The sequence below is a fragment of the Amycolatopsis sp. WAC 01416 genome (assembly GCF_003947485.1).
In the GTDB taxonomy this organism is placed as follows: domain Bacteria; phylum Actinomycetota; class Actinomycetes; order Mycobacteriales; family Pseudonocardiaceae; genus Amycolatopsis.
In genome coordinates, this window is the sequence record NZ_QHHX01000003.1 from 827972 (window position 1) to 847495 (window position 19524).

Genomic DNA, 19524 nt, shown 5'->3' on the forward strand with positions numbered 1-19524 from the left:
GCACGCGCGCGCGGCCGACACTGACGAGCATGGCAACCGACCGCGCAGCGTTCGTCTTCCCCGGTATGGGACCGACCAGGTTCGCCGATGTCGCCAGGTTCATGGTGGTCCATCCCAGCGCCCGGGACCTGGTCGCCGTCGCCGACGACCGGCTCGGCTACTCGCTGGTGGACCGGTTCTCCGAAGCCGACGGCGACTACAGCACCGAAGCCCAGATCGCCTTTCTGGTCAACTGTCTGGCGATGGCGGCCTGGGCGGAGAGCGAGTTCGGCGTCAGTCCGGACTACTGCACCGGCCCCAGCTTCGGCGGCAAGGCGGCCGCCGCCTACTCCGGGGCGCTGTCGACCTCCGACGCGGTCTGGCTGACCGCCGAGTTCGCCCGCTGCCTCAAGGAGTACTTCGCCGTCGAGCACGCCGACGCCGTGACCCAATCCTTCGCCCGCACCCCGCCGGACCGGCTCGCCGAGATCACCGCCGAACTCGACGACGCGGGCGCCTGGTACGAGTTGTCCTGTCGGGTCGACGAGGACTTCGCCATGCTCACCCTGTCCGAGAGCCGCGTGGAGTGGCTGGGCGACAGGCTGCGCGCGGCGGGCGGGCTGCCGTTGTACCAGATGCGCCCGCCGATGCACTGTGCCGCCTTCACCGGGCTGGCCATGAAGGCCGACGACGAGGTTCTGTCCCGATTGGACTTCGCGGACCCGGCCGTCGCGGTGGTCGCGGACCAGGACGGCACCGTGCTCACCACCGGGGCGCAGGTGCGCGCGATGCTGCTGGACGGGTTCACCAGGCCGGTCCAATGGCCCGCCGTCGTCGGCGCGCTGACCGGGGTCGGTGTGTCCACTGTGTACGTGTGCGGTCAGGACGCCTTGTTCGGCCGGGTGGGCGTGACCACGGAAAGCTTCACCGTCGTGTCGGCCGACCCGACCAGGGCCATGCAGCCCAAGCGCAGGCGTGCGGCGGTGTGAGGCCGCGCGCCGGACAAGCCATGGCGGCCGAACCGCCACGGCTCGCCGCTCGGCTCACGCCGCGACGCCCGCCATCCGCTGCAGCGTCGACCACAGGCTGCCCGCGGTCTCGAAGGTCGCCAGCGTCAGCGCGTCGTCGACGAAACGCGTCTCGTAGGCCTGCTCAAGGCGGGCCAGCAGCTCGACCATGGCCAGCGAGTCCAGCCCGAGATCGCGCAGGGCGGTCTCCGGGGTGAGCGCCTCTCCGTCGGACAGGAAGGGAAGGTAGCCGCGCAAGATCTCCTCGAACCGCTTGTCCCACATCATATTTGTCGCCTTTCGCCCGGTGGACATGCCAGATCGGCTTCGACGCTATGGCAGCGGGCAACCCGCGCGAACCCCTATCGCCCCCATCGCTTCCCTCGTCAGGAGAAGACCATGACAGACGGCGCCCTGCACGCTCGGTTCCTGCGTGGCCTGTCGAAAGCCCCCGACCGGCCCGCCATCCGCGTCGGCGCGACGACCGTGACCTTCCGCGAGGCGCACGAGCTGGCGCTACTGTGGGCGGGCTCGCTGCTCGCCGCGAACCGCCCGCCGCTGCGGGTAGGAGTGCTCGCCGGCAAGAGCATCGAGTCCTATGTGGGCATTCTCGCCGCGCTGTACGCGGGCGCGACGGCCGTGCCGCTGCACCCGGCGTTCCCCGCTGCCCGGACCCGTAGGATGCTCGAACTCGCCGAGATCGCCGGGCTGATCGTCGACGACGCGGGCCGGGCCGGGCTGCCCGCTCTCGGAGTCGAGATCCCCGTGCTCGGCACCCATGCCCTGCCGGTGAGGGAGAACCGGGCGCTGCGGGAGCCGCGCGTGTCCGAGTCCGTGGCGTACCTGCTGTTCACCTCGGGCTCTACCGGCACCCCCAAGGGCGTCCCGATCTCACACGCGAGCACGGCGCACTACTTCGACCTGCTGGACGCCCGCTACGACTTCACCGCGGACGACGTCTTCAGTCAGACGTTCGACCTCAACTTCGACTGCGCGATGTTCGACATGTTCTGTGCGTGGGGCGTGGGCGCTTGCGTCGTAGTCGTGCCGCCGGCGGCCTACCGAGAGATGCCATCGTTCCTGCGTGACCAGGGCGTGACGGTGTGGTTCTCCACCCCGAGCGCGATCGCCCTGATCCGCCGCATGGGCGGCCTTGAGCCGGGTGCGATGCCGTCGCTGCGCTGGAGCTTCTTCGCCGGCGAGGCCCTGCGCTGCCAGGACGCCGCCGACTGGCAGGTCGCCGCGCCCGCGTCGACCCTGGAGAACCTCTACGGCCCGACCGAGTTGACCGTCACCATAGCCGCCCACCGCTGGGACTCCGCGGCGTCGCCCTCGTTGGGAGTCAACGGATTGACCCCTATCGGCACCGTCCACCCCGGCCACGAGTACATCCTGCTGAACGAGTCGGGCGACCTCGCCGCCGTGGAGGGCGAACTCTGCATCACCGGTCCTCAACTCACCGCGGGCTACCTCGACCCCGACGATGACGGGGGCCGCTTCCTGGACCGTGACGGCAAACGCTGGTACCGCACGGGCGACCGCGTCCATCGACAGCCGGACGGCACCCTGGTGTACGTGGGCAGGCTCGACGCCCAGGTCCAGATCCAGGGCTGGCGGGTGGAACTGGCCGAAGTCGAACATGCCTTACGTACGTGCGACGGAGTCGAGGACGCGGTGACGGTGGCCAGGGTTGTCCATGACACGACGGAACTGGTCGTCTTCTACACCGGCGTTCAGGTGCCCCCGGCCCGGCTGGCGGGCGGGCTGCGGGAGATTCTCCCCGCGGGCATGCTGCCCCGCCGGTACGAGCACGTGGCGGAGTTTCCCCTCAACCCCAACCGCAAGATCGACCGCCGGGCGCTGACCACCCGGGCACAGGCCATGCCGTGATCCACGGGCACAGCACCGGTTTTCGCGGCTCCTTCATTCGCTCATGCCGCTGGTCGCGCGTTGGTGGAATGCCCTGTGTCCTCCAACTCGGTAGAACCCGGCAGCCAGCGCACGTTCTCAATTGAGCCCCATGCGTGCCAAGGGGATCGCTCGGCAACGACCTCACCGCGATGTGGACCGGGCGGACCAGCCCCGCCTGCGCGGGGGCGGAACCCGGTCAGCATGACGAACGCGATTCGCCAGATTGAGCGGGCGATGACGGGATGGCCCGCCTCGGCGAGCGTGGTGCCGAGGTCGGCCAGGTTGACGGCCTCGGCTCGGCGGTCACAGCTGGCGCGGTGGAGAGGCATGCCCCAGGTGATCGATCAGAACGTGCACCTTCTCATCAGGCCCCCGCGGTGGGCCGTTGGAGTGAACTCACCGGCGCCGTGACATCTCGCGGTCCTGCCACCCGAACCAGGTCGACCAACCTCGACAGGGAAGGAGCAGGACATGCGTCTGCTTGCACGACTTCTGCCGATCGTGGCCGCCATCGGCCTGATACCGGTGGCACCCGCACAAGCCGCAGTGCCGCCGTTCATCAACGACCTCACTCGCGCCTATCTCAGCAACCCGCAGACCGGCCTGGTGTTCGACGTCCCCGACGCGAGCACCGAGAGGACGGCGCCCATCCGCGCGTGGTCGTTCCACGGCGAGCGTAACCAGCAATGGGAGATCAAGTGGCTCGGCGAGTACTACACGATCGGCGCGCGGCATAGCGGCCTGTGCCTCGACGTTATCAACGGCAACCCGGCCGACGGCACCCGCGTGTGGCAGTGGCACTGCTACGGCGGCGACGCGCAGCTGTGGAAGGCCGAGGTGCACACCGTCGACCGGTACGGCTACAGCACCTTCCGGTTGGTCAACAAGGGCAGCGGCAAGTGTCTGGAGATCCCCGGGGGAGTGCAGCCGCACGGGGCCGTGCTCGGCATCCGGGAGTGCCACGGCGGCGCGAACCAGGAATGGCGGCAGGGCAACTTCCTGAGCCAGCCGGTCGGTTCGCAAGTGATAGACGCGCGGGGCTGGGCCATACATGTCGGGGCACCGACGTGGATGTGGGCCTTCCACGGCGGCGCCGACCAGGAGATGAACGCGTGGCCCGTGGCCAACTCGTGGGCCACGAGGTTCCGGTTCCGGCATTCCGGGCTCTGCCTCGGGTTGGCGCAGCGTGGGGCGGCCAACGGGACCGCTGTGGTGCAGGTGCGTTGTGACTTGGCTGACCAGTTCCAGCAGTGGATGCCGGAGCCGATGGCGGCCGACCGGTTCGGGCAGCCGGTGCATCGGTACCGCAACGTCGGGTCGGGCAAGTGCCTCGACCGATGGATCCACGACCAGCCGCCCGGCGCGAGATTGGTGCAGTGGGAGTGTCACCGCGACTGGAACCAGCAGTGGCGATTCGCCTGATCGGGTCCTCATCGTGCGGGCGGCGAAACGGCGCCGCCCGCACCGGCGACGCATTCTTACGAGCAGGGGGAGGACGAGTGACTACCCAGCGAGACGATCGGGAAACACAGGACCGGGAGCTGGTACGCCGCGCGAAGGCGGGCGACTCCGGAGCGTTCGAAGAGATCTGGCAGCTCTACTGGACGCCGGTGTACGTCGCCGCGATGAGCGTCCTGCACCATGACCGTGACGCCGCAGGCGACGCTGCCGCCGAGGTCTTCGCCAGTGTGGTGGCCGGCGGGTTGCGCAAGTTCGACGAAAGCCGGCCGCTGCTGCCGTTTCTGCGCACCATCGCGACCAGGCGGGCCATCGAAGCCGTGCGGCGCAGGAGCAAGAACGTCAGCGTCAGTTACACCGCGGAGGTGCCGGACGTCGCGACCACCGACCTGGTGTCCGACGGCGTCGTGTCGCAGGAGCACGGGCTGGCGTTGTTCTGGGCATTGGCGAATCTGCTCACCGTCGATGACGAACGCAGGCTTTTTCCTTTGTGGGTGCTGGAAACCACCGGTCGGATGACGCGAGAGGAGGTGGCCGCCGAGCTTGGCTGGACCGTCGGGGCCACCGCGACGCGCGTGCATCGCCTGCGCAAGAGCCTCAAATACGCCGGGACGGCGATCTCGTTGGTCCATCACGGAGATCGCACGTGTGGCGGCTTCCGAGCACTCGTGCCCGACACAGAGCCGCCTCCGTCGGATTGGCGGAAACTGGTGACGCACGTGCGTTCCTGCGCCGAGTGCGGGCCGAAGGGCGAACGGTTGTTCCGCGCCGACCGGATGCTGCCCACGATCGCGGCGGCGGTCATCGCGGCGGCCGAGGCCGCCCGCCCTGATCCGGAGGCCCGGTCCGCGGCCGCCCTCACCCCGCTCGCGCCCGCGGAAGCGATCGATCTGCCCGCGTTCGACGACCCGGCGCCCATCATCGTGGAACCGCCTGTCGTATTTACGGAAACCGTCTCGCCGCCGGCACCCGTCGATTTGGGATCGGCGATCGGCAAGAAGCTCGCGGTCGCCGGGACCATCGGCACCGCCGTGATCACCGGGTTGCTGCTGCTCACTCCGGGTGTAGTGCTGCGCCCGGTCACACCGCCGGGCGCTCTGCAGACACTGCCGCCGGCTCCACCCGGCCCATCGGATTCGCAGGCGGCGAGCACACTGTGGCTCCCGCCACCGAGCACGTCCACGACGGGAGTCCCCAGGGTCACTTCGCCGGGCGCTCCGATCGGCGGAGTGACCGGGGGACCCACCGGTGGTCGCCCGACCGCGGCCACACCCGGTCCCGGCGTGCCCGGACCCCAGGCCGGATCGACATGGGCACATTGGCAGGTCCGCTGGGCGAGCGAGCCCGGCACGCGCCAGCTTGGACCGTTACCACAGCACCCCGGGAACGAGGAGTCCAACTGGACCGCCGGTGACTGGACCCCAGGCCGCAAGGCCACTGTGACCCGCACCGGCGCCGGCCGCTACACCGTCGTGCTGCCGGAGGTCGGCCGTCCAGGAGGCTTCGTGCACATTACCGCGAACGACCTGGGCGCGACCGGCTCGACCTGCCAGCCGGTGCGGTGGTGGCAGCAGGGCGCGGACGAGGCGGTCGAGGTCGGCTGCTTCGCCCGATCCGGCGCACCCGCCGACAGCCCGTTCACCGGCCTGTTCACCGTGGGCACACATCGTGTTCCGGTGATCAAGACCGGCGTCGGCACCTATCAGGTCGCGCAGGCGGCGGTGCATCAGCTGACCCCGGTCGGTTCCGCACTCCGGCACTGTTCCGGAGCGGGGCAGGTGGTGCGGTGTACCGATTCGGCGGGCATACCGGCGGACACCGAAGTGGTGGCCACCGGGGCGAGCACCACCACGCTCGTTCCAGGACATCCACATGGTGCCGACTTGCGGTTCACCACGGCTGTCGAACACCAGTGGCTGTCCCGGCCAGGCAACGCCACCGTTGAGCGCACCGGCACCGGTCGCTACACGGTGCGTGTCCCCGTGGGCTGGCTGCCGAGCTACACCCACGTGTCCGCGATCGGTCCCGGATACTGCACTCTGGTGTCCCGCAACGACATCGGTGAGAACAACACAGTACTCGCCGTCGCCTGCTTCACTCCGGCGGGCGCTGCGGCCGACGGCGGCTTCCACCTGAGCTACACGACGACGTCGGTGTACGTGAAGTAGGTTGTCCGGCTTCCCTGCGAGACACCGGATCCGTACGGGCGGGTGAGAACCTCCAGCACATGACCGTCGGGGTGTCGAAGTGCACGCCCCGGCCGCCGTCATTGGTGTCGATCTCGCCCGCACTGCGGCGTTCCCGCCTCGCCCGGAACAGACCGAGTTCGGCGAGGCTCGGACAGGCCGAGGATCAAGGCTTCATGGCCATCGGACCGGCGGCCGTGTTCGACGTACCGTTGTTGACCGACAGGTGACGCCGGGAAAGTGCCGCTTTCAGAGGTCGTGGGTGTTACCGACATCTTAGCGAGAGGACCGGCGTCCGGGTCGCACATCAGGCGCACCATCCGAAGACACTGATCACGCGACTGCCTGAGGGGCGCCGAAACGCAGCCCAGCGCATGAACCCGCCGTGAGCGGGCCGTGCCGTACACAGTTCGGCGTGCTCATTCGAGACGCCCTTGGTTGTCCGTTTCCGGAACGGGGGAGCGACTTCATACGGTTGGCTTCGACTGGAATGAAGGCACCGCACTCGGCGAGGCGGCGCTCCCGTTCGGCCATCACGGGGCAGGGCTTCGAAGCGGCCAGATTACACATCGAGGTCAGCTTCGAGCCTGCACAGCGATCTCCTCTGCGAAGGCACGCGCACTGCCGCCGTCCTCCGCATGCCAAACCACGCCGAGCACAGATTCCGGCAGCCCGGTGAGCGGTACGAAGACGACCGAATCCCGCCGTCCTTGGTGTTCGGCCGTCGAGCGGCACAGCACCATGCCGCCCTGGCCTGCCGCGGCGAGACCCATGCCTTCCTGCAGTGTGCCGACGGTCGGGCCGCGCGGTATCCGGCGGCCTCCGGGGGTGATTTCGGGGGCTTGGGCGTGGCGCCAGTATTCCGGGGCCGGACCGCGGATCCCGATCAGAGGACATTCCGCCAGCTCCTCGATGGCGACGGACTCCCTGTGGGCAAACCGATGCCGAGGCGAGACGGCGAGCATCTGCGGCTGACGAGAGAACACCGGGCCGAGCATGAGATCCGGTTCCTCCACCGGAAGCAGCACCACCGCGGCATCGATCTCCCGACGGCGGAGCGAGCCGAACGGATCGGCCAGCGGGATTTCGGTGAGCTCGACCGCACAGTCCGGGTGGTGCTTCTCAAATCCGCCGATGGCGTTCGCGAGGTGGTCGTCGATGATGCCCTGGAAACCGATTCGCAGCACCCTGCCGATCCCTCGCGCGGTGGCGCGCGTGTGATCCACGGCGGCCCGCAGCGCCTCATATGCCGGACTCAGCTCGGCGAGGAATTTCTCCCCCAGCGGAGTCAGTTCTGCCCGGCGGCTCGTGCGCTCCACGAGCGTCGCGCCGATCCGTCCCTCCAATGAGCGGAGCAGCTGACTGACCCGGCTCTGAGAGACGTACAGGCGCTCGCCTGCCCGGCCGAAGTGCAACTCCTCGGCGAGCACCAGGAACGCCTCCAGCTCACGGATCTCCAGGCCGCTCATCGGGCCCCCTCCATCCCCGTGGATCCAGTAGTCTCGCTCATAGAAGGATGAGACATCGGCCGTTGTTCCCGGCAGCGGGCGACGGTTGCCTGGAACACGTGACGACAAGGGAAACCGAACAGAGGAAAAAGGGCTGGCCGGCGGTGCGCTCACTCGCCGGGGCAACCTTCACCGTGGTCACCTCGGAAATGCTGCCGGTGGGCTTGCTGACCCCCATCAGCCGCGACCTGCAGGTCACCGAGGGTATGGCGGGTCTGACGCTCATGGTCACCGGTCTGGTCGCGGCCGTCTCCGGACCCCTGCTGATCCCGGCGCTCGGGAATCTCGACCGGCGGGCCGTGCTGTGCGCCTTGATGGCGCTGCTGGCGGTAGGGAATCTCCTGGCAGCGTGGTCGCCCGGCTTCGGCGTCATGCTGGTCGCCCGAGTCCTCGTCGGAATCGGCATGGGCGGAGTGTGGGCGATCGCCGCGAGCCTGGCCGTGCGGCTGGTTCCACCGCGGTCGATCGCATCCGCGACCTCGCTGGTCTTCAGCGGAATCGCCGTGGCATCCGTGCTGGGTGTACCGGCAGGCACCTATCTCGGCGAACTGGTCGGCTGGCGGATGGCCTTCGTAGGTGCCGGCGGCCTTTCACTGGTGGTACTGGCCGCGCTGGCGATCTCACTGCCGTCGTTGCCGACGGAAGGGGCCGTTCGCCTGGGCGCGATGCTGCGGCTGGCAGGTGTGCCGCGGGTGCGCCTCGGGCTGATCGTGGTGGCGCTGATCGTCACCGGGCATTTCGCCGCGTACACCTACGTCCGGCCGGTACTGGAAAAGGTGTCCGGGGTCAGCGCGGGACAGATCGGAACGCTTCTCCTGGTCTACGGGCTCTTCGGGGTCGCGGGCAATTTCGCCTCGGGCACCGGAGCGGCGCGATCACCACGGGTGACCTTGCTCGTGCTCGGCGGGACTTTGGCGGCGACGATGGCGCTTGTCCCGATCCTGGGGCTGACCACGCCGGCGGCGGCGGCGCTGTTGGTGGTCTGGGGCCTGGCGTACGGCGGTGTCTCGGTGGCCTCGCAGTCATGGATGCTGGTGGCCGCCCCGGACGCCCGCGAAGCGACGTCCGCTCTGTTCACTGGAGTGTTCAACGCGGCGATCGCGGCCGGGGCATTGGTCGGCGGGCTGGCCACGGACGCAGCCGGGACCACCGCGGTGATGTGGCTCGGTGGGGTATTTGCGGCCGGGGCGGTGCTGGTTCTCGCCACCGCCGGTGGCCGGTCCGCCTAGGGGATCCGGATGGCACGGCTTCCGTCTCCGAGCCCGCATCTGCCCGTCGCCTTTCGCCAGTCGGTCCGCTGCATTCCGGCGATCGACGTTGCGATTCATGACGAAATCCCGCTGGCACGGCAAGCCTCGTCCTGTTATCCGCTGGGGCGGAGGTGGCTCACCGCCCGCAGTCGCTGCTCCGCTGGCGGCGGATCGCCGCTAGAAAGGGTATTTGGAACGCACAGCCGATTTTCCACCATGTGCCCGCTGCCGGAGAGGCTGCTTGCCCGGCCGTGGCCGGTTCGGGTGAGTGAAACGAGGGCCCCGCCACCAGAGACCTCCCGCGTCGCCGGTTGGTGGTCGGATACCCTGCCGTACCGATCTTGAACGGGCCGTGGTGCCGGGCCGAGGGCTCGGCACCACGGTCTCAGCTCAGCACTTCTTCGTGGAGCCGCCGTTACTGAGGTACTTGTCGGAGAACCAGCCTTCGCGCTGTGTGCCCGCGACACGCCCCCAGGTCCAGGTACTCACGCCGCCGACCGATTCACCGGCAGCCCAGCAGTGGTAGTAGATCAGCGCGTTACTGCTGGCTTGTCCCAGTGCAGCGCAGTTGGTGTGCGGCCCAGTCCGATAGCGCAGTACGGTCGTCGTCCGACCCGACCCGCGGTCCTTGTTCGAATGTGAGTGACTGCAGTCCATGGTCTGAACCGGTTCGTTTTGCGGTCCTGCGGGTGCGGCCGTGGCTGTCCCGCTGACGCCTACCAGCGTCGTCACGACCACGGCAGGCAGCGTGAGCAAGGCGCGGTGTAGCGATTTTCTCATCATTCTCTCTCAATCGGTCGTTCCGATGTGAAGGTATGTGTCGCCGTGAATGCACTATGGAAATCATGCGATGGCCTCAGCTGAGTCGTAACCCCTCTTGGAACTTGATCCAGTGGATCGCATGACCAGTGTCTGGCAGTCTCGACTGTGCTGCCATGTGTTCAACCACAACCAAAACGTGCGGTCGAGCCGAGCCTGGGGGATGACGTGCTGAAGGTGCGCTTCACTGCACAAGACCTGTTGAATGTCATTGTGGCGGACACTCCCGCTCCGCTGATGGAACTGGCCCTTGCGCTGATGACGCTGCAGCGCGACGACAATTGCCACGTTTTCGGTGGCTGGCGAAGAAGGACGATACGTAATCTGCCAACGCGGGCCGAGCCGCTACTGCAATTGCTGTCTCCTACCGGTATCGGGCCTCTGTTCCTCGACCCGCCGAGTGCCGGGCTGGACGATGGCTTGTCTCAGGTTCTCGCTACCGACCGAGCGGTCGTCGAGGCAGAGTTGCGACGGATCTGCGCGACCGACCGGCCGCAGACCGCCTGGATCCGTCAGCTCGCCGCACAGGATCGCCACGCCTGGCACATCCTCAAACATGCCATCGTGGAAGCACACAGGCACGTCTTGGCCGCGGAGTGGCCACGGCTCCAGGTCGCCTTCCACGCCGAATCCGCTTGGCGCACGCATTTCCTTGCCCGAAATGGACTCGAGCGCACCCTCACCAGTCTGTCCGCCGGGTTGCGGTGGCGCGACATGAGCCTGGAGATCGACTCGCCCGACGTTGACAGGGAAGTGACGTTGTGCGGCGAAGGTGTGGTGCTCCTACCGTCACTGCTGTGGGCCGGCCGGGTCCTCGCGGCTCCTCAGCCTGCAGGACCGGCGTTGATCATCTACCCCGCCCTCACTCCGCTTCCCCTGCACGATGCCGAAACGGTCGGCGATCCTCTCGCAGCACTGCTGGGCAGCACACGAGCGGACACCTTGCGCGTTCTGACCAAGCCGCACACCACGACCGAACTCGCACACGCCCTGCATGTCTCTGTGTCTGCGGCCTCGGTGCAGGCCAGGACCCTCCGCGACGCCCGGCTGATCACCACCCATCGCGACGGCAAAGCCGTCCTGCATTGGTGCACACCACTCGGCGTCAGTCTGATCGCGGCGCCAACAACCGGGCCCGTGAACAACCGCAGCGTGGTAGCGGGTTAGGCGGCGAAGCCGGTCGGTGTGGAGTTGCGGCACAGCTCCGCGTTGTGCGCTGGCGAGCTGAATGGCCTAGGGAGGAGTCCTGCAACGCGCGGGCGATGGTGCGAAGTGTCCGGTGGGTTCGTGGGGCTGGACGCCGTGGTTGTTGCGGGTCTCGGCGGTCGTGACGACCAGCTGCGCGAACCGCGACAGCACCAAGCAGGTGCCGCTCGCGCACAACACCTCGGAGATCCTACCCCGGCGAAATCGAGAACCGCGCGGAGAGCGCTGCCCGAATCGATGGCGTGCCCCTACCCGCGAAGACTTTGGCCGAACTCCACGACCTCGCGGCATCCTGCGGTATCGAGGTAGACCTGCCCCGGACTGGGAGGGTCGCCTGATGTTCACCGTGCTGGTCACTCTGGACGTACTTCCCGAACGACTTGACGAATTCCTGAGCGGAATCCAGCAGAACGCCAGGGCATGCCTGCGCCACGAGGCCGGATGCCTGCGCTTCGACGTCCATCGCTCGGCTGAGGATCCCCATCGGTTCCATCTGTATGAGATCTATCGGGACCGGGCCGCGTTCGAAATCGAACATCGCAGCGCGCCGCACTATGCGGCTTGGCGCGACGTGGCCGCCCGCTGTGTGCGGCCCGGAGCCCACGTGAACGCGTTCGCCATCCCAGCGTTTCCAGAAGATCTGCCCGAGAATTCCTCGTCCGAGTAGACTCCGACGCAGGCAGGTGGTCGCGCCGTGCACTGACCGCGCGCGCACATCTCGGCACACGCCACCCACAGGTTGGCGGTCGTGCCAGAGCCGATCATGGTGAGGCAAACGAACCCGCATTCGAGTGCGATCTCGGCGCGCGATTCGCTCAGGGCGTCCTCGTTGTAATCGGATGTCACCCAGACCTGAGACAGGCAGGCGCCGAATCCGCGGATCTCAGCGGGCTCGGCACCTGCCTGCGGCCGGTCATTGCTCCATCGGAGCCTGGCGCCGCAGTCTCACATTGAGACGCAAGTCACTCACGATCGGCAACACACTCTCCTTGTCAGACGCACGGCCGGGCTGAGAGACCCCGGTTTCGAGGAGGCCGATTTTGAGCAGGCAAAGTCTCACCAAGGCGCACAACAAGATCACGGAACTGTCGTGGGAACCGACGTTCGCGACCCCGGCGACGCGCTTCGGAACGGATTACACGTTCGAGAAGGCGCCCAAAAAGGACCCGCTCAAGCAGATCATGCGGTCCTACTTCCCGATGGAGGAGGAGAAGGACAACCGCGTCTTCGGCGCCATGGACGGCGCGATCCGCGGGAACATGTTCCGGCAGGTACAGCAGCGCTGGCTGGAGTGGCAGAAGCTGTTCCTGTCGATCATCCCGTTCCCGGAGATCTCCGCGGCACGCGCGATGCCGATGGCGATCGACGCGGTGCCGAACCCGGAGATCCACAACGGGCTGGCGGTGCAGATGATCGACGAGGTCCGCCACTCGACGATCCAGATGAACCTCAAGAAGCTGTACATGAACAACTACATCGACCCGGCGGGCTTCGACATCACCGAGAAGGCGTTCGCGAACAACTACGCGGGCACCATCGGCCGCCAGTTCGGGGAAGGGTTCATCACCGGCGACGCGATCACCGCCGCGAACATCTACCTCACCGTGGTCGCGGAGACCGCGTTCACCAACACGCTGTTCGTGGCCATGCCCGACGAGGCCGCCGCCAACGGCGATTACCTGCTGCCGACCGTGTTCCACTCGGTGCAGTCCGACGAGTCCCGGCACATCAGCAACGGCTACTCGATCCTGCTGATGGCGCTGGCCGACGAGCGCAACCGTCCGCTGCTGGAACGCGACCTGCGGTACGCGTGGTGGAACAACCACTGCGTGGTGGACGCGGCCATCGGCACCTTCATCGAGTACGGCACGAAGGACCGCCGTAAGGACCGCGAGTCCTACGCCGAGATGTGGCGGCGCTGGATCTACGACGACTACTACCGCAGCTACCTGCTCCCGCTCGAGAAGTACGGGCTGGTCATCCCGCACGACCTCGTCGAGGAGGCGTGGAACCGCATCACGAACAAGTTCTACGTCCACCGGGTGGCTCAGTTCTTCGCCACCGGCTGGCCGGTGAACTACTGGCGGATCGACGGTATGACCGACGCCGATTTCGAGTGGTTCGAAGAGAAGTACCCAGGCTGGTACAACCAGTTCGGCAAGTGGTGGGAGAACTACAACCGGCTGCGGTACCCGGGCCGGAATAAGCCGATCGCGTTCGAAGAGGTCGGATACGAGTACCCGCACCGCTGCTGGACGTGCATGGTTCCCTGCCTTGTCCGCGAAGACCTGGTGGTCGACAAGGTCGACGACCAGTGGCGGACCTACTGCTCGGAAACCTGTGCCTGGACGGACAAGACCGCGTTCCGGCCGGAATACGAAGGCAAGCCGACGCCCAACATGGGCCGGCTGACCGGGCAGCGTGAGTGGGAGACCCTGCACCATGACCGGGATCTCGCCGACATCGTCTCCGACCTCGGCTACGTCCGCGACGACGGCAGGACGCTGATCCCGCAGCCGCATCTGGATCTCGACGACCCGAAGAAGCTGTGGACACTCGATGACCTGAGGGGCATCCAGTTCGCCAGTCCGAACGTGACCCTCAACCAGATGACCGATCAGGAACGAGAGGCTTGGGCGGCGGCGTACCGCGCCAACCCCAACGTTTCGGTTGCCTGACGGCCTGAGGACCAGCGGCCGGCGGTGGTGGCCACCGCCCTTCACGGGTGTAGATGAGCCACCGTCGGCCGCTCCCGAGAATCGAGAGACCAGATGGCTGACAAGCATCGCATCTCCTTCGAACCGGTCGACATCGAGATGGAGGTCGAAGAGGACGAGAAGATCCTAGACGCCGCGTTCCGGCAGGGCATTCACCTCATGCACGGCTGCCGTGAGGGCCAGTGCTCGGCGTGCAAGTCCTATGTCCTCGACGGCGAGATCCAGATGGAACGCTATTCGACCTTCGCCTGCAACGACGCCGAAGTCGAGGAGGGCTACGTGCTCCTCTGCCGGGCGCACGCCTTCAGCGACTGCACGATCGAGCTGCTCAACTTCGACGAAGAAGAGCTGCTCAACTCCGCCCCGTTGCAGGAAGTCCAGGCCGAGGTCCTCGAAATCGTGCGGCATACACACGACATCGTGGGCCTCAAGCTCAAGCAGGCCGGCCCAGCCGCCTTCGAGTTCAAGCCTGGTCAGTACGCCGACTTGACCATTCCGGGCGGCGACGAGCACCGTTCGTTCTCGATGGCGACCACACCGTCCACAAAGGACCACATCGAGTTCGTCATCAAGAAGTACCCCGGCGGCCGGTTCTCTTCTTTGCTGGACGAGGGAATCGCCGTCGGCGACACGATCCATCTGACCGGACCGTACGGCAACTTCACCCTCAAGAAGGGACACGTGCTGCCCCTGGTGCTGATGGCCGGAGGGGCCGGGATGGCGCCGGTGCTGGCGCTGCTCCGGCACCTCAGCGAGACGGGCGACACCCGCCGGATCCGCTTCTACTACGGCGCGCGTACGCCCGGCGATCTCTTCTACCTGGACGAGATCCGCGCGCTGGGTGACCGGCTGGCCGACTTCGAGTTCGTCGTCGCGCTCTCGGAGTCCAGCGATGGCGTCGAGGACCTCGATGTCATCGCGAAGCCGGGGATGGTCACCGATGTCGCCGAGGCCAGGGAACCCGAACTGCACCGGACCGAGGTCTACCTGTGCGGACCGCCGCCCATGGTGGACGCCGCGCTGGCGCTGGCCGCACGTCAAGGCGTGCCGGACGACCAGGTGTTCTACGACAAGTTCACGACGTCGGTCCACGAAGACGAGTAAGAGGAGAGAACAGATGGCGAGTAGTGCGACACCTGCGCCGAAGGTGCGCAGCTTCCCTACGGTGGAGTTCACCGACTCCGAAGCCGGCGCCTTGGAGTTTCCCAGCTCCAAGAGCCGGACCTTCACCTACTTCAAACCGGCCAAGCTCCGCGCGACGGTGTACGAGGACGTGACCGTCGACGTGCAGCCGGATCCCGAACGCCACCTGGCGCAGGGCTGGATCTACGGCTTCGGTGACGGGCCGGGCGGCTACCCGCCGGAGTGGACGCGGGCGAAGTCGTCGGACTGGCACGCCTTCCTCGATCCCAACGAGGAATGGGAGCAGACCATCTACCGCAACAACTCCGCGGTGGTGCGTCAGGTTTCTCTCGGACTCGAGAACGCGAAGCGCGCCAATGCCTACGGCGACTGGAATCCCGCGTGGCAGAAGTTCATCGCGCGCAACCTCGGCGCCTGGATGCACGCAGAGAACGGCATGGCGCTGCACGTGTTCACCTCGATCCAGCGCTCCGGCCCGACGAACATGATCAACACGGCGGTCGCCGTGAACGCGGCGCACAAGATGCGGTTCGCCCAGGATCTCGCCCTGTTCAACCTCGACCTGTCCGATTCGCTCGACACCTTCGACGGCTCGGTCCACAAAGAGGTGTGGCAGTCGGCCGAGGAGTGGCAGCCCACCCGCCGGGTCGTCGAAGAGCTGACCGCGGTCGGCGACTGGGCAGAGCTGCTGTTCGGCACCAACGTCGTCTTCGAGCAGCTCGTCGGTCAGCTCTTCCGGTCGGAGCTCGTCATGCAGATCTCCGCCAAGAACGGTGACTACGTAACACCGACCATCGTCGGCACCGGTGAGTACGACTACAGCCGCGACCTCGCCTACACCCGGTCCCTCTTCCGGCTGCTCACCCGTGACGAACGGTTCAGCGCCGGCAACAAGCGGCTCTTCGGCGAATGGCTCGCGACGTGGGTGCCGCGGTGCCTGGACGCCGCGCTGGCCCTGCAGCCGATCTGGTCGCAGCCGTCGGACAAGGCGCGCACGTTCGCCGACTCGCTGAGCGCGACCAAGGAGAAGTTCGCACAGGTGCTCGAGGAGATCGGGCTCGACGTTCCGAAGGAGTTGGACCAGTGAGTGTTTCCCTGCAGTTCGGTTCGCAGACCGATGCGTCGAACATGTGCGGCGTCACCCTGATGAACACTCCCGTCGGCCGTGTCGTCGCCGATGTGATGGGCGCCAAAGAAGACGTCTCCCTCGTCGAGTACCCGTCGATGATCCGGGTGGACGGCAAGAAGCTCCTGGAGTTCGACTACCAGGAGCTGACCGACGCGCTCGGCCAGCCCTTCGACGGCTCGATCTTCGAGGAGATCAGCTCCACCCACTACGGCCGCATGGTGCATCTCGACGACCGCACACTGCTCTTCGCCAACCCGGAGGACGCGGCCGAGTACATCGGGTTCGACCTGCCCGCACAAGGCTGACGCCGCACCGCACCACCGGTGGTGGGGCGCCCGGGGAGGTCGCGCCCCGCCACCGGTTCCCACCACAAACCCCGAGAGGATCTCCGATGTACGAAAAGGACGGCGAGCGCTACTACGTCGTGGACGGGCACGTCCACCTCTGGGACGGTCGCGAATCGAACATCAAGAACGTCCACGGCAAGCAGTTCATCGACTGCTTTTACGACTACCACAAGAACCTCAGCCCGGAAGAGGTCGTCTGGGACTACGACACCTACACCTATTACGGTGCCGAGCGCCTGATGAAGGACGTCTTCCAGGAGGGGCACGTCGATCACGCGATCTTCCAGGCGACGCTGCTCAGCGAGTTCTACAAGACCGGGTTCGGACAGACCGAGGAGGCGTTCGGGCTCGCGCGGAAACAGCCGGACAAGCTGACCTACAACCACGCCTACGATCCGCGCAACGGAGAAGCCGGACTGGAGCAGTTGCGACGGGACGCCGACCGGATGAACCTCAAGGGAGTCAAGCTCTACACGGCCGAATGGCACGGTGAATCGCGCGGGTACAAGCTCGACGACCTGTGGTCACGCCGCTATCTCGAAGAGTGCATCAAGCTGGGTATCAAGAACATCCACGTCCACAAAGGACCTACGATCCGGCCGCTCGACCGGGACGCCTTCGACGTCGCGGACATCGACAAGGTCGCGACCGACTACCTCGACCTCAACTTCATCGTCGAGCACGTCGGCCTGCCGCGCTTGGAGGACTTCTGCTGGATCGCGACACAGGAATCGAACGTCTACGGTGGACTCGCCGTCGCGATGCCGTTCATCCACGCGCGGCCGCGGTACTTCGCGCAGATCATCGGAGAACTGCTCTACTGGATCGGCGAGGACAAGATCCTCTTCGCGAGCGACTACGCGCTGTGGACGCCCAAGTGGCTCGTCGAGCGGTTCGTGGACTTCCAGATCCCCGAGGACATGTCCGAGTACGCGGCCATCACCACAGAGCAGAAGAAAAAGATCCTCGGGCTGAACGCGGCCGCGTTGTACGACCTCGACGTGCCGCGGAGCCTGCGGTTGCCGACCGAGGCCGGTACGGCGGAAGCCGAGGTCGCGGCCGGGGCCGGTGCGCGATGACGACCGCCGCCCTGTCCTTGGAAGCCGAGGTGCTCTCGGCATTGGCGACCGTGCTCGACCCCGAGCTGGACCTCCCGATCACCGAACTCGGTTTCGTCCGGTCGGTGACGATCGACGACGAAGGCGTCGAGGTCCACCTGCGACTGCCCACTTCGTTCTGCGCACCGAACTTCGCCTTCCTGATGGTCTCCGACGCCTACGACGCGCTGGCCGTGGTTCCCGCGGTGGGCCGGGTTCGCGTGCTCTTGGACGATCACCACGACTCCGAAAAGATCAACAGCGGTCTCGCCGCCGGTGCCGGCTATGTCGGCACTTTCGGGGTCGAGGCGGAGGACAGTTTGGCGGAGTTGCGCGACACCTTCCAGCGTAAGGCGCACTTCGCCGCGATGGAACGCTCCTGCCGGGCGGTGCTGGCCGGTGGCGCGTGGACGCTCGAGGAACTGCCGTTGCTGGAACTGTTCGACCTCCCCGAGAACGAGCTGAAGTCGGCGTTGCTACGCAGGCGTGAGGCCATCGGACTGCCCAACGACTCCCACGCCAGGGTGTTCGTCGACCACGGCGGCGAGCCGATCGCGAAATCGGAGGCCGCCTTGTGGCTGCGCCTCGCCGCGGCCACCCGCGTCTCCATCGACGGCAACGCGCACTTCTGTCGCGGACTGCTCGCCACCCGGTACGCCGACACCGACCCGGAGGGAGCGGCCGGCGGCTTCGCCCCGGTCATGACGAACACCAGGAGCCATTCATGAAAGCCGCACAGGTCACCGGGTATCACCAGAACCTGGAGCTACGCGACGTCGAAGAACCCAAGATCTCCGGACCACTGGACGTCGTGGTCAAGGTGGGCGCCGCGGGCGTGTGCCGGACCGACATCCACATCCTCGAGGGTCAATGGGCGGAGAAGACGGGCGTCGGCCTCCCATACACGATCGGCCACGAGAACGCCGGCTGGGTGCACGCCGTCGGTGACGCGGTCACGAACGTCGCGGTGGGGGACAAGGTCATCCTCCACCCGCTGGTGACCTGCGGTCTGTGCCGGGCCTGCCGGCGTGGCGACGACGTACACTGCGAGAACTCGCGCTTTCCGGGGATCGACACCCACGGCGGGTACGCCGAGTACGTCCTCACGTCGGCACGGTCCTGCGTCAAACTGGCCGACAACCTCGAGCCCGCGGACGTCGCCGCTCTCGCCGACGCCGGGCTCACCGCCCAACACGCCGCCGCGAAAGCCGCGAAGGTGCTCAGGCCGGGAGAAGTCTGTGTCGTCATCGGAGCGGGCGGGCTCGGCCACATCGGTATTCAGTGCATGAAAGCGATGAGTGCGGCGACGCTCGTCGTGGTCGACCGTAACGCGGCGGCGCTCGAACTCGCCGAACAGGTCGGTGCAGACGTCACCGTCGTCGCCGATGGCTCCCATGTGGACCGGGTACTCGAACTGACCGGTGGCCACGGCGCCGAGGCGGTCCTCGATTTCGTCGGCGAAGGCGGGTCCACCGGCGAAGGCGTCCGCATGCTCCGGCGCGCAGGAAACTATTACGTCGTCGGATATGGCGAGAACATCGACGTGCCGACGATCGACATCATCTCCACGGAGATCAATTTCATCGGCAACCTGGTCGGGTCCTATACGGATCTGCAGGATCTGATGGTCCTCGCCGCCCAGGGCAAGGTGAAGCTGCACACCGCCCGATACCGGCTCGGGCAGTTCCAGCAGGCGATCGACGATCTGAGCGCGGGCAACGTCCGCGGCCGGGCAATTCTCATCCCCTGAATCGAGTGCGTCCTTCT

The 19524-nt window shown here is 66.8% G+C and carries 16 protein-coding genes; 14 read left to right on the forward strand and 2 right to left on the reverse strand.

Annotation, left to right across the window (positions count from 1 at the left end):
- The first annotated feature begins 29 nt into the window (after positions 1 to 29).
- Entirely contained in the window at positions 30 to 968 is a 939-nt protein-coding gene (locus DL990_RS13435) for an ACP S-malonyltransferase (RefSeq protein WP_125798843.1), read from the forward strand.
- Between the two features lie 54 nt (positions 969 to 1022).
- Here DL990_RS13435 and DL990_RS13440 read toward each other — a convergent pair whose 3' ends face one another.
- Complete coding sequence (locus tag DL990_RS13440; protein WP_233599138.1) at positions 1023 to 1274, reverse strand: acyl carrier protein; 252 nt, start codon at positions 1272 to 1274, stop codon at positions 1023 to 1025.
- A gap of 111 nt (positions 1275 to 1385) precedes the next feature.
- Between DL990_RS13440 and DL990_RS13445 the strand changes: the two genes are divergently transcribed.
- From DL990_RS13445 to DL990_RS13455, 3 genes are all read left to right on the forward strand, one after another.
- Positions 1386 to 2876 carry an AMP-binding protein gene (locus DL990_RS13445; RefSeq protein WP_125798844.1) on the forward strand — a complete coding sequence of 497 codons (1491 nt, stop codon included), beginning with the start codon at positions 1386 to 1388 and terminating at the stop codon, positions 2874 to 2876.
- Between the two features lie 492 nt (positions 2877 to 3368).
- Complete coding sequence (locus DL990_RS13450; RefSeq protein WP_125798845.1) at positions 3369 to 4319, forward strand: RICIN domain-containing protein; 951 nt, start codon at positions 3369 to 3371, stop codon at positions 4317 to 4319.
- A gap of 77 nt (positions 4320 to 4396) precedes the next feature.
- Entirely contained in the window at positions 4397 to 6523 is a 2127-nt protein-coding gene (locus DL990_RS13455) for an RNA polymerase sigma factor (RefSeq protein WP_125798846.1), read from the forward strand.
- A gap of 593 nt (positions 6524 to 7116) precedes the next feature.
- Here DL990_RS13455 and DL990_RS13460 read toward each other — a convergent pair.
- Complete coding sequence (locus tag DL990_RS13460; RefSeq protein ID WP_125798847.1) at positions 7117 to 8010, reverse strand: LysR family transcriptional regulator; 894 nt, start codon at positions 8008 to 8010, stop codon at positions 7117 to 7119.
- Between the two features lie 98 nt (positions 8011 to 8108).
- Here DL990_RS13460 and DL990_RS13465 point away from each other — a divergent pair, with 98 nt between their 5' ends.
- The 10 genes from DL990_RS13465 to DL990_RS13510 all read left to right on the forward strand — a co-directional run bounded on the left by DL990_RS13465 (position 8109) and on the right by DL990_RS13510 (position 19507).
- Complete coding sequence (locus tag DL990_RS13465; protein WP_125798848.1) at positions 8109 to 9278, forward strand: MFS transporter; 1170 nt, start codon at positions 8109 to 8111, stop codon at positions 9276 to 9278.
- A gap of 1008 nt (positions 9279 to 10286) precedes the next feature.
- Positions 10287 to 11285 (forward strand): helix-turn-helix transcriptional regulator, encoded by a 999-nt coding sequence (locus DL990_RS13470; RefSeq protein WP_125798849.1) that lies wholly within the window; start codon positions 10287 to 10289, stop codon positions 11283 to 11285.
- A 376-nt stretch (positions 11286 to 11661) separates the two neighbouring features.
- Complete coding sequence (locus DL990_RS13475; RefSeq protein ID WP_125798850.1) at positions 11662 to 11991, forward strand: putative quinol monooxygenase; 330 nt, start codon at positions 11662 to 11664, stop codon at positions 11989 to 11991.
- 373 nt (positions 11992 to 12364) lie between these two features.
- The gene (locus tag DL990_RS13480; protein WP_125788202.1) at positions 12365 to 14002 is read left to right on the forward strand and encodes a methane monooxygenase; all 1638 of its coding nucleotides are present in this window, start codon (positions 12365 to 12367) and stop codon (positions 14000 to 14002) included.
- Positions 14003 to 14095: 93 nt separating this feature from the next.
- Complete coding sequence (locus DL990_RS13485; RefSeq protein WP_125798851.1) at positions 14096 to 15145, forward strand: FAD-binding oxidoreductase; 1050 nt, start codon at positions 14096 to 14098, stop codon at positions 15143 to 15145.
- A gap of 13 nt (positions 15146 to 15158) precedes the next feature.
- Complete coding sequence (locus tag DL990_RS13490) at positions 15159 to 16271, forward strand: aromatic/alkene monooxygenase hydroxylase subunit beta (protein ID WP_125798852.1); 1113 nt, start codon at positions 15159 to 15161, stop codon at positions 16269 to 16271.
- Positions 16268 to 16618: a propane 2-monooxygenase effector subunit MimD gene (gene mimD, locus DL990_RS13495; protein WP_233599137.1), complete on the forward strand. Its 351-nt coding sequence runs from the start codon at positions 16268 to 16270 to the stop codon at positions 16616 to 16618. Before DL990_RS13490 ends, mimD begins: the two co-directional genes overlap by 4 nt.
- An 86-nt stretch (positions 16619 to 16704) precedes the next feature.
- Positions 16705 to 17739, forward strand: coding sequence for an amidohydrolase family protein (locus tag DL990_RS13500; protein ID WP_125788199.1), 1035 nt, complete (start codon positions 16705 to 16707; stop codon positions 17737 to 17739).
- Positions 17736 to 18485, forward strand: a complete 750-nt coding sequence (locus tag DL990_RS13505) for a metal-sulfur cluster assembly factor (protein ID WP_125788198.1) — start codon at positions 17736 to 17738, stop codon at positions 18483 to 18485. Before DL990_RS13500 ends, DL990_RS13505 begins: the two co-directional genes overlap by 4 nt.
- Positions 18482 to 19507, forward strand: coding sequence for an NAD(P)-dependent alcohol dehydrogenase (locus DL990_RS13510; RefSeq protein WP_125798853.1), 1026 nt, complete (start codon positions 18482 to 18484; stop codon positions 19505 to 19507). The genes DL990_RS13505 and DL990_RS13510 overlap by 4 nt, the downstream gene beginning before the upstream one ends.
- Positions 19508 to 19524: the final 17 nt, after the last annotated feature.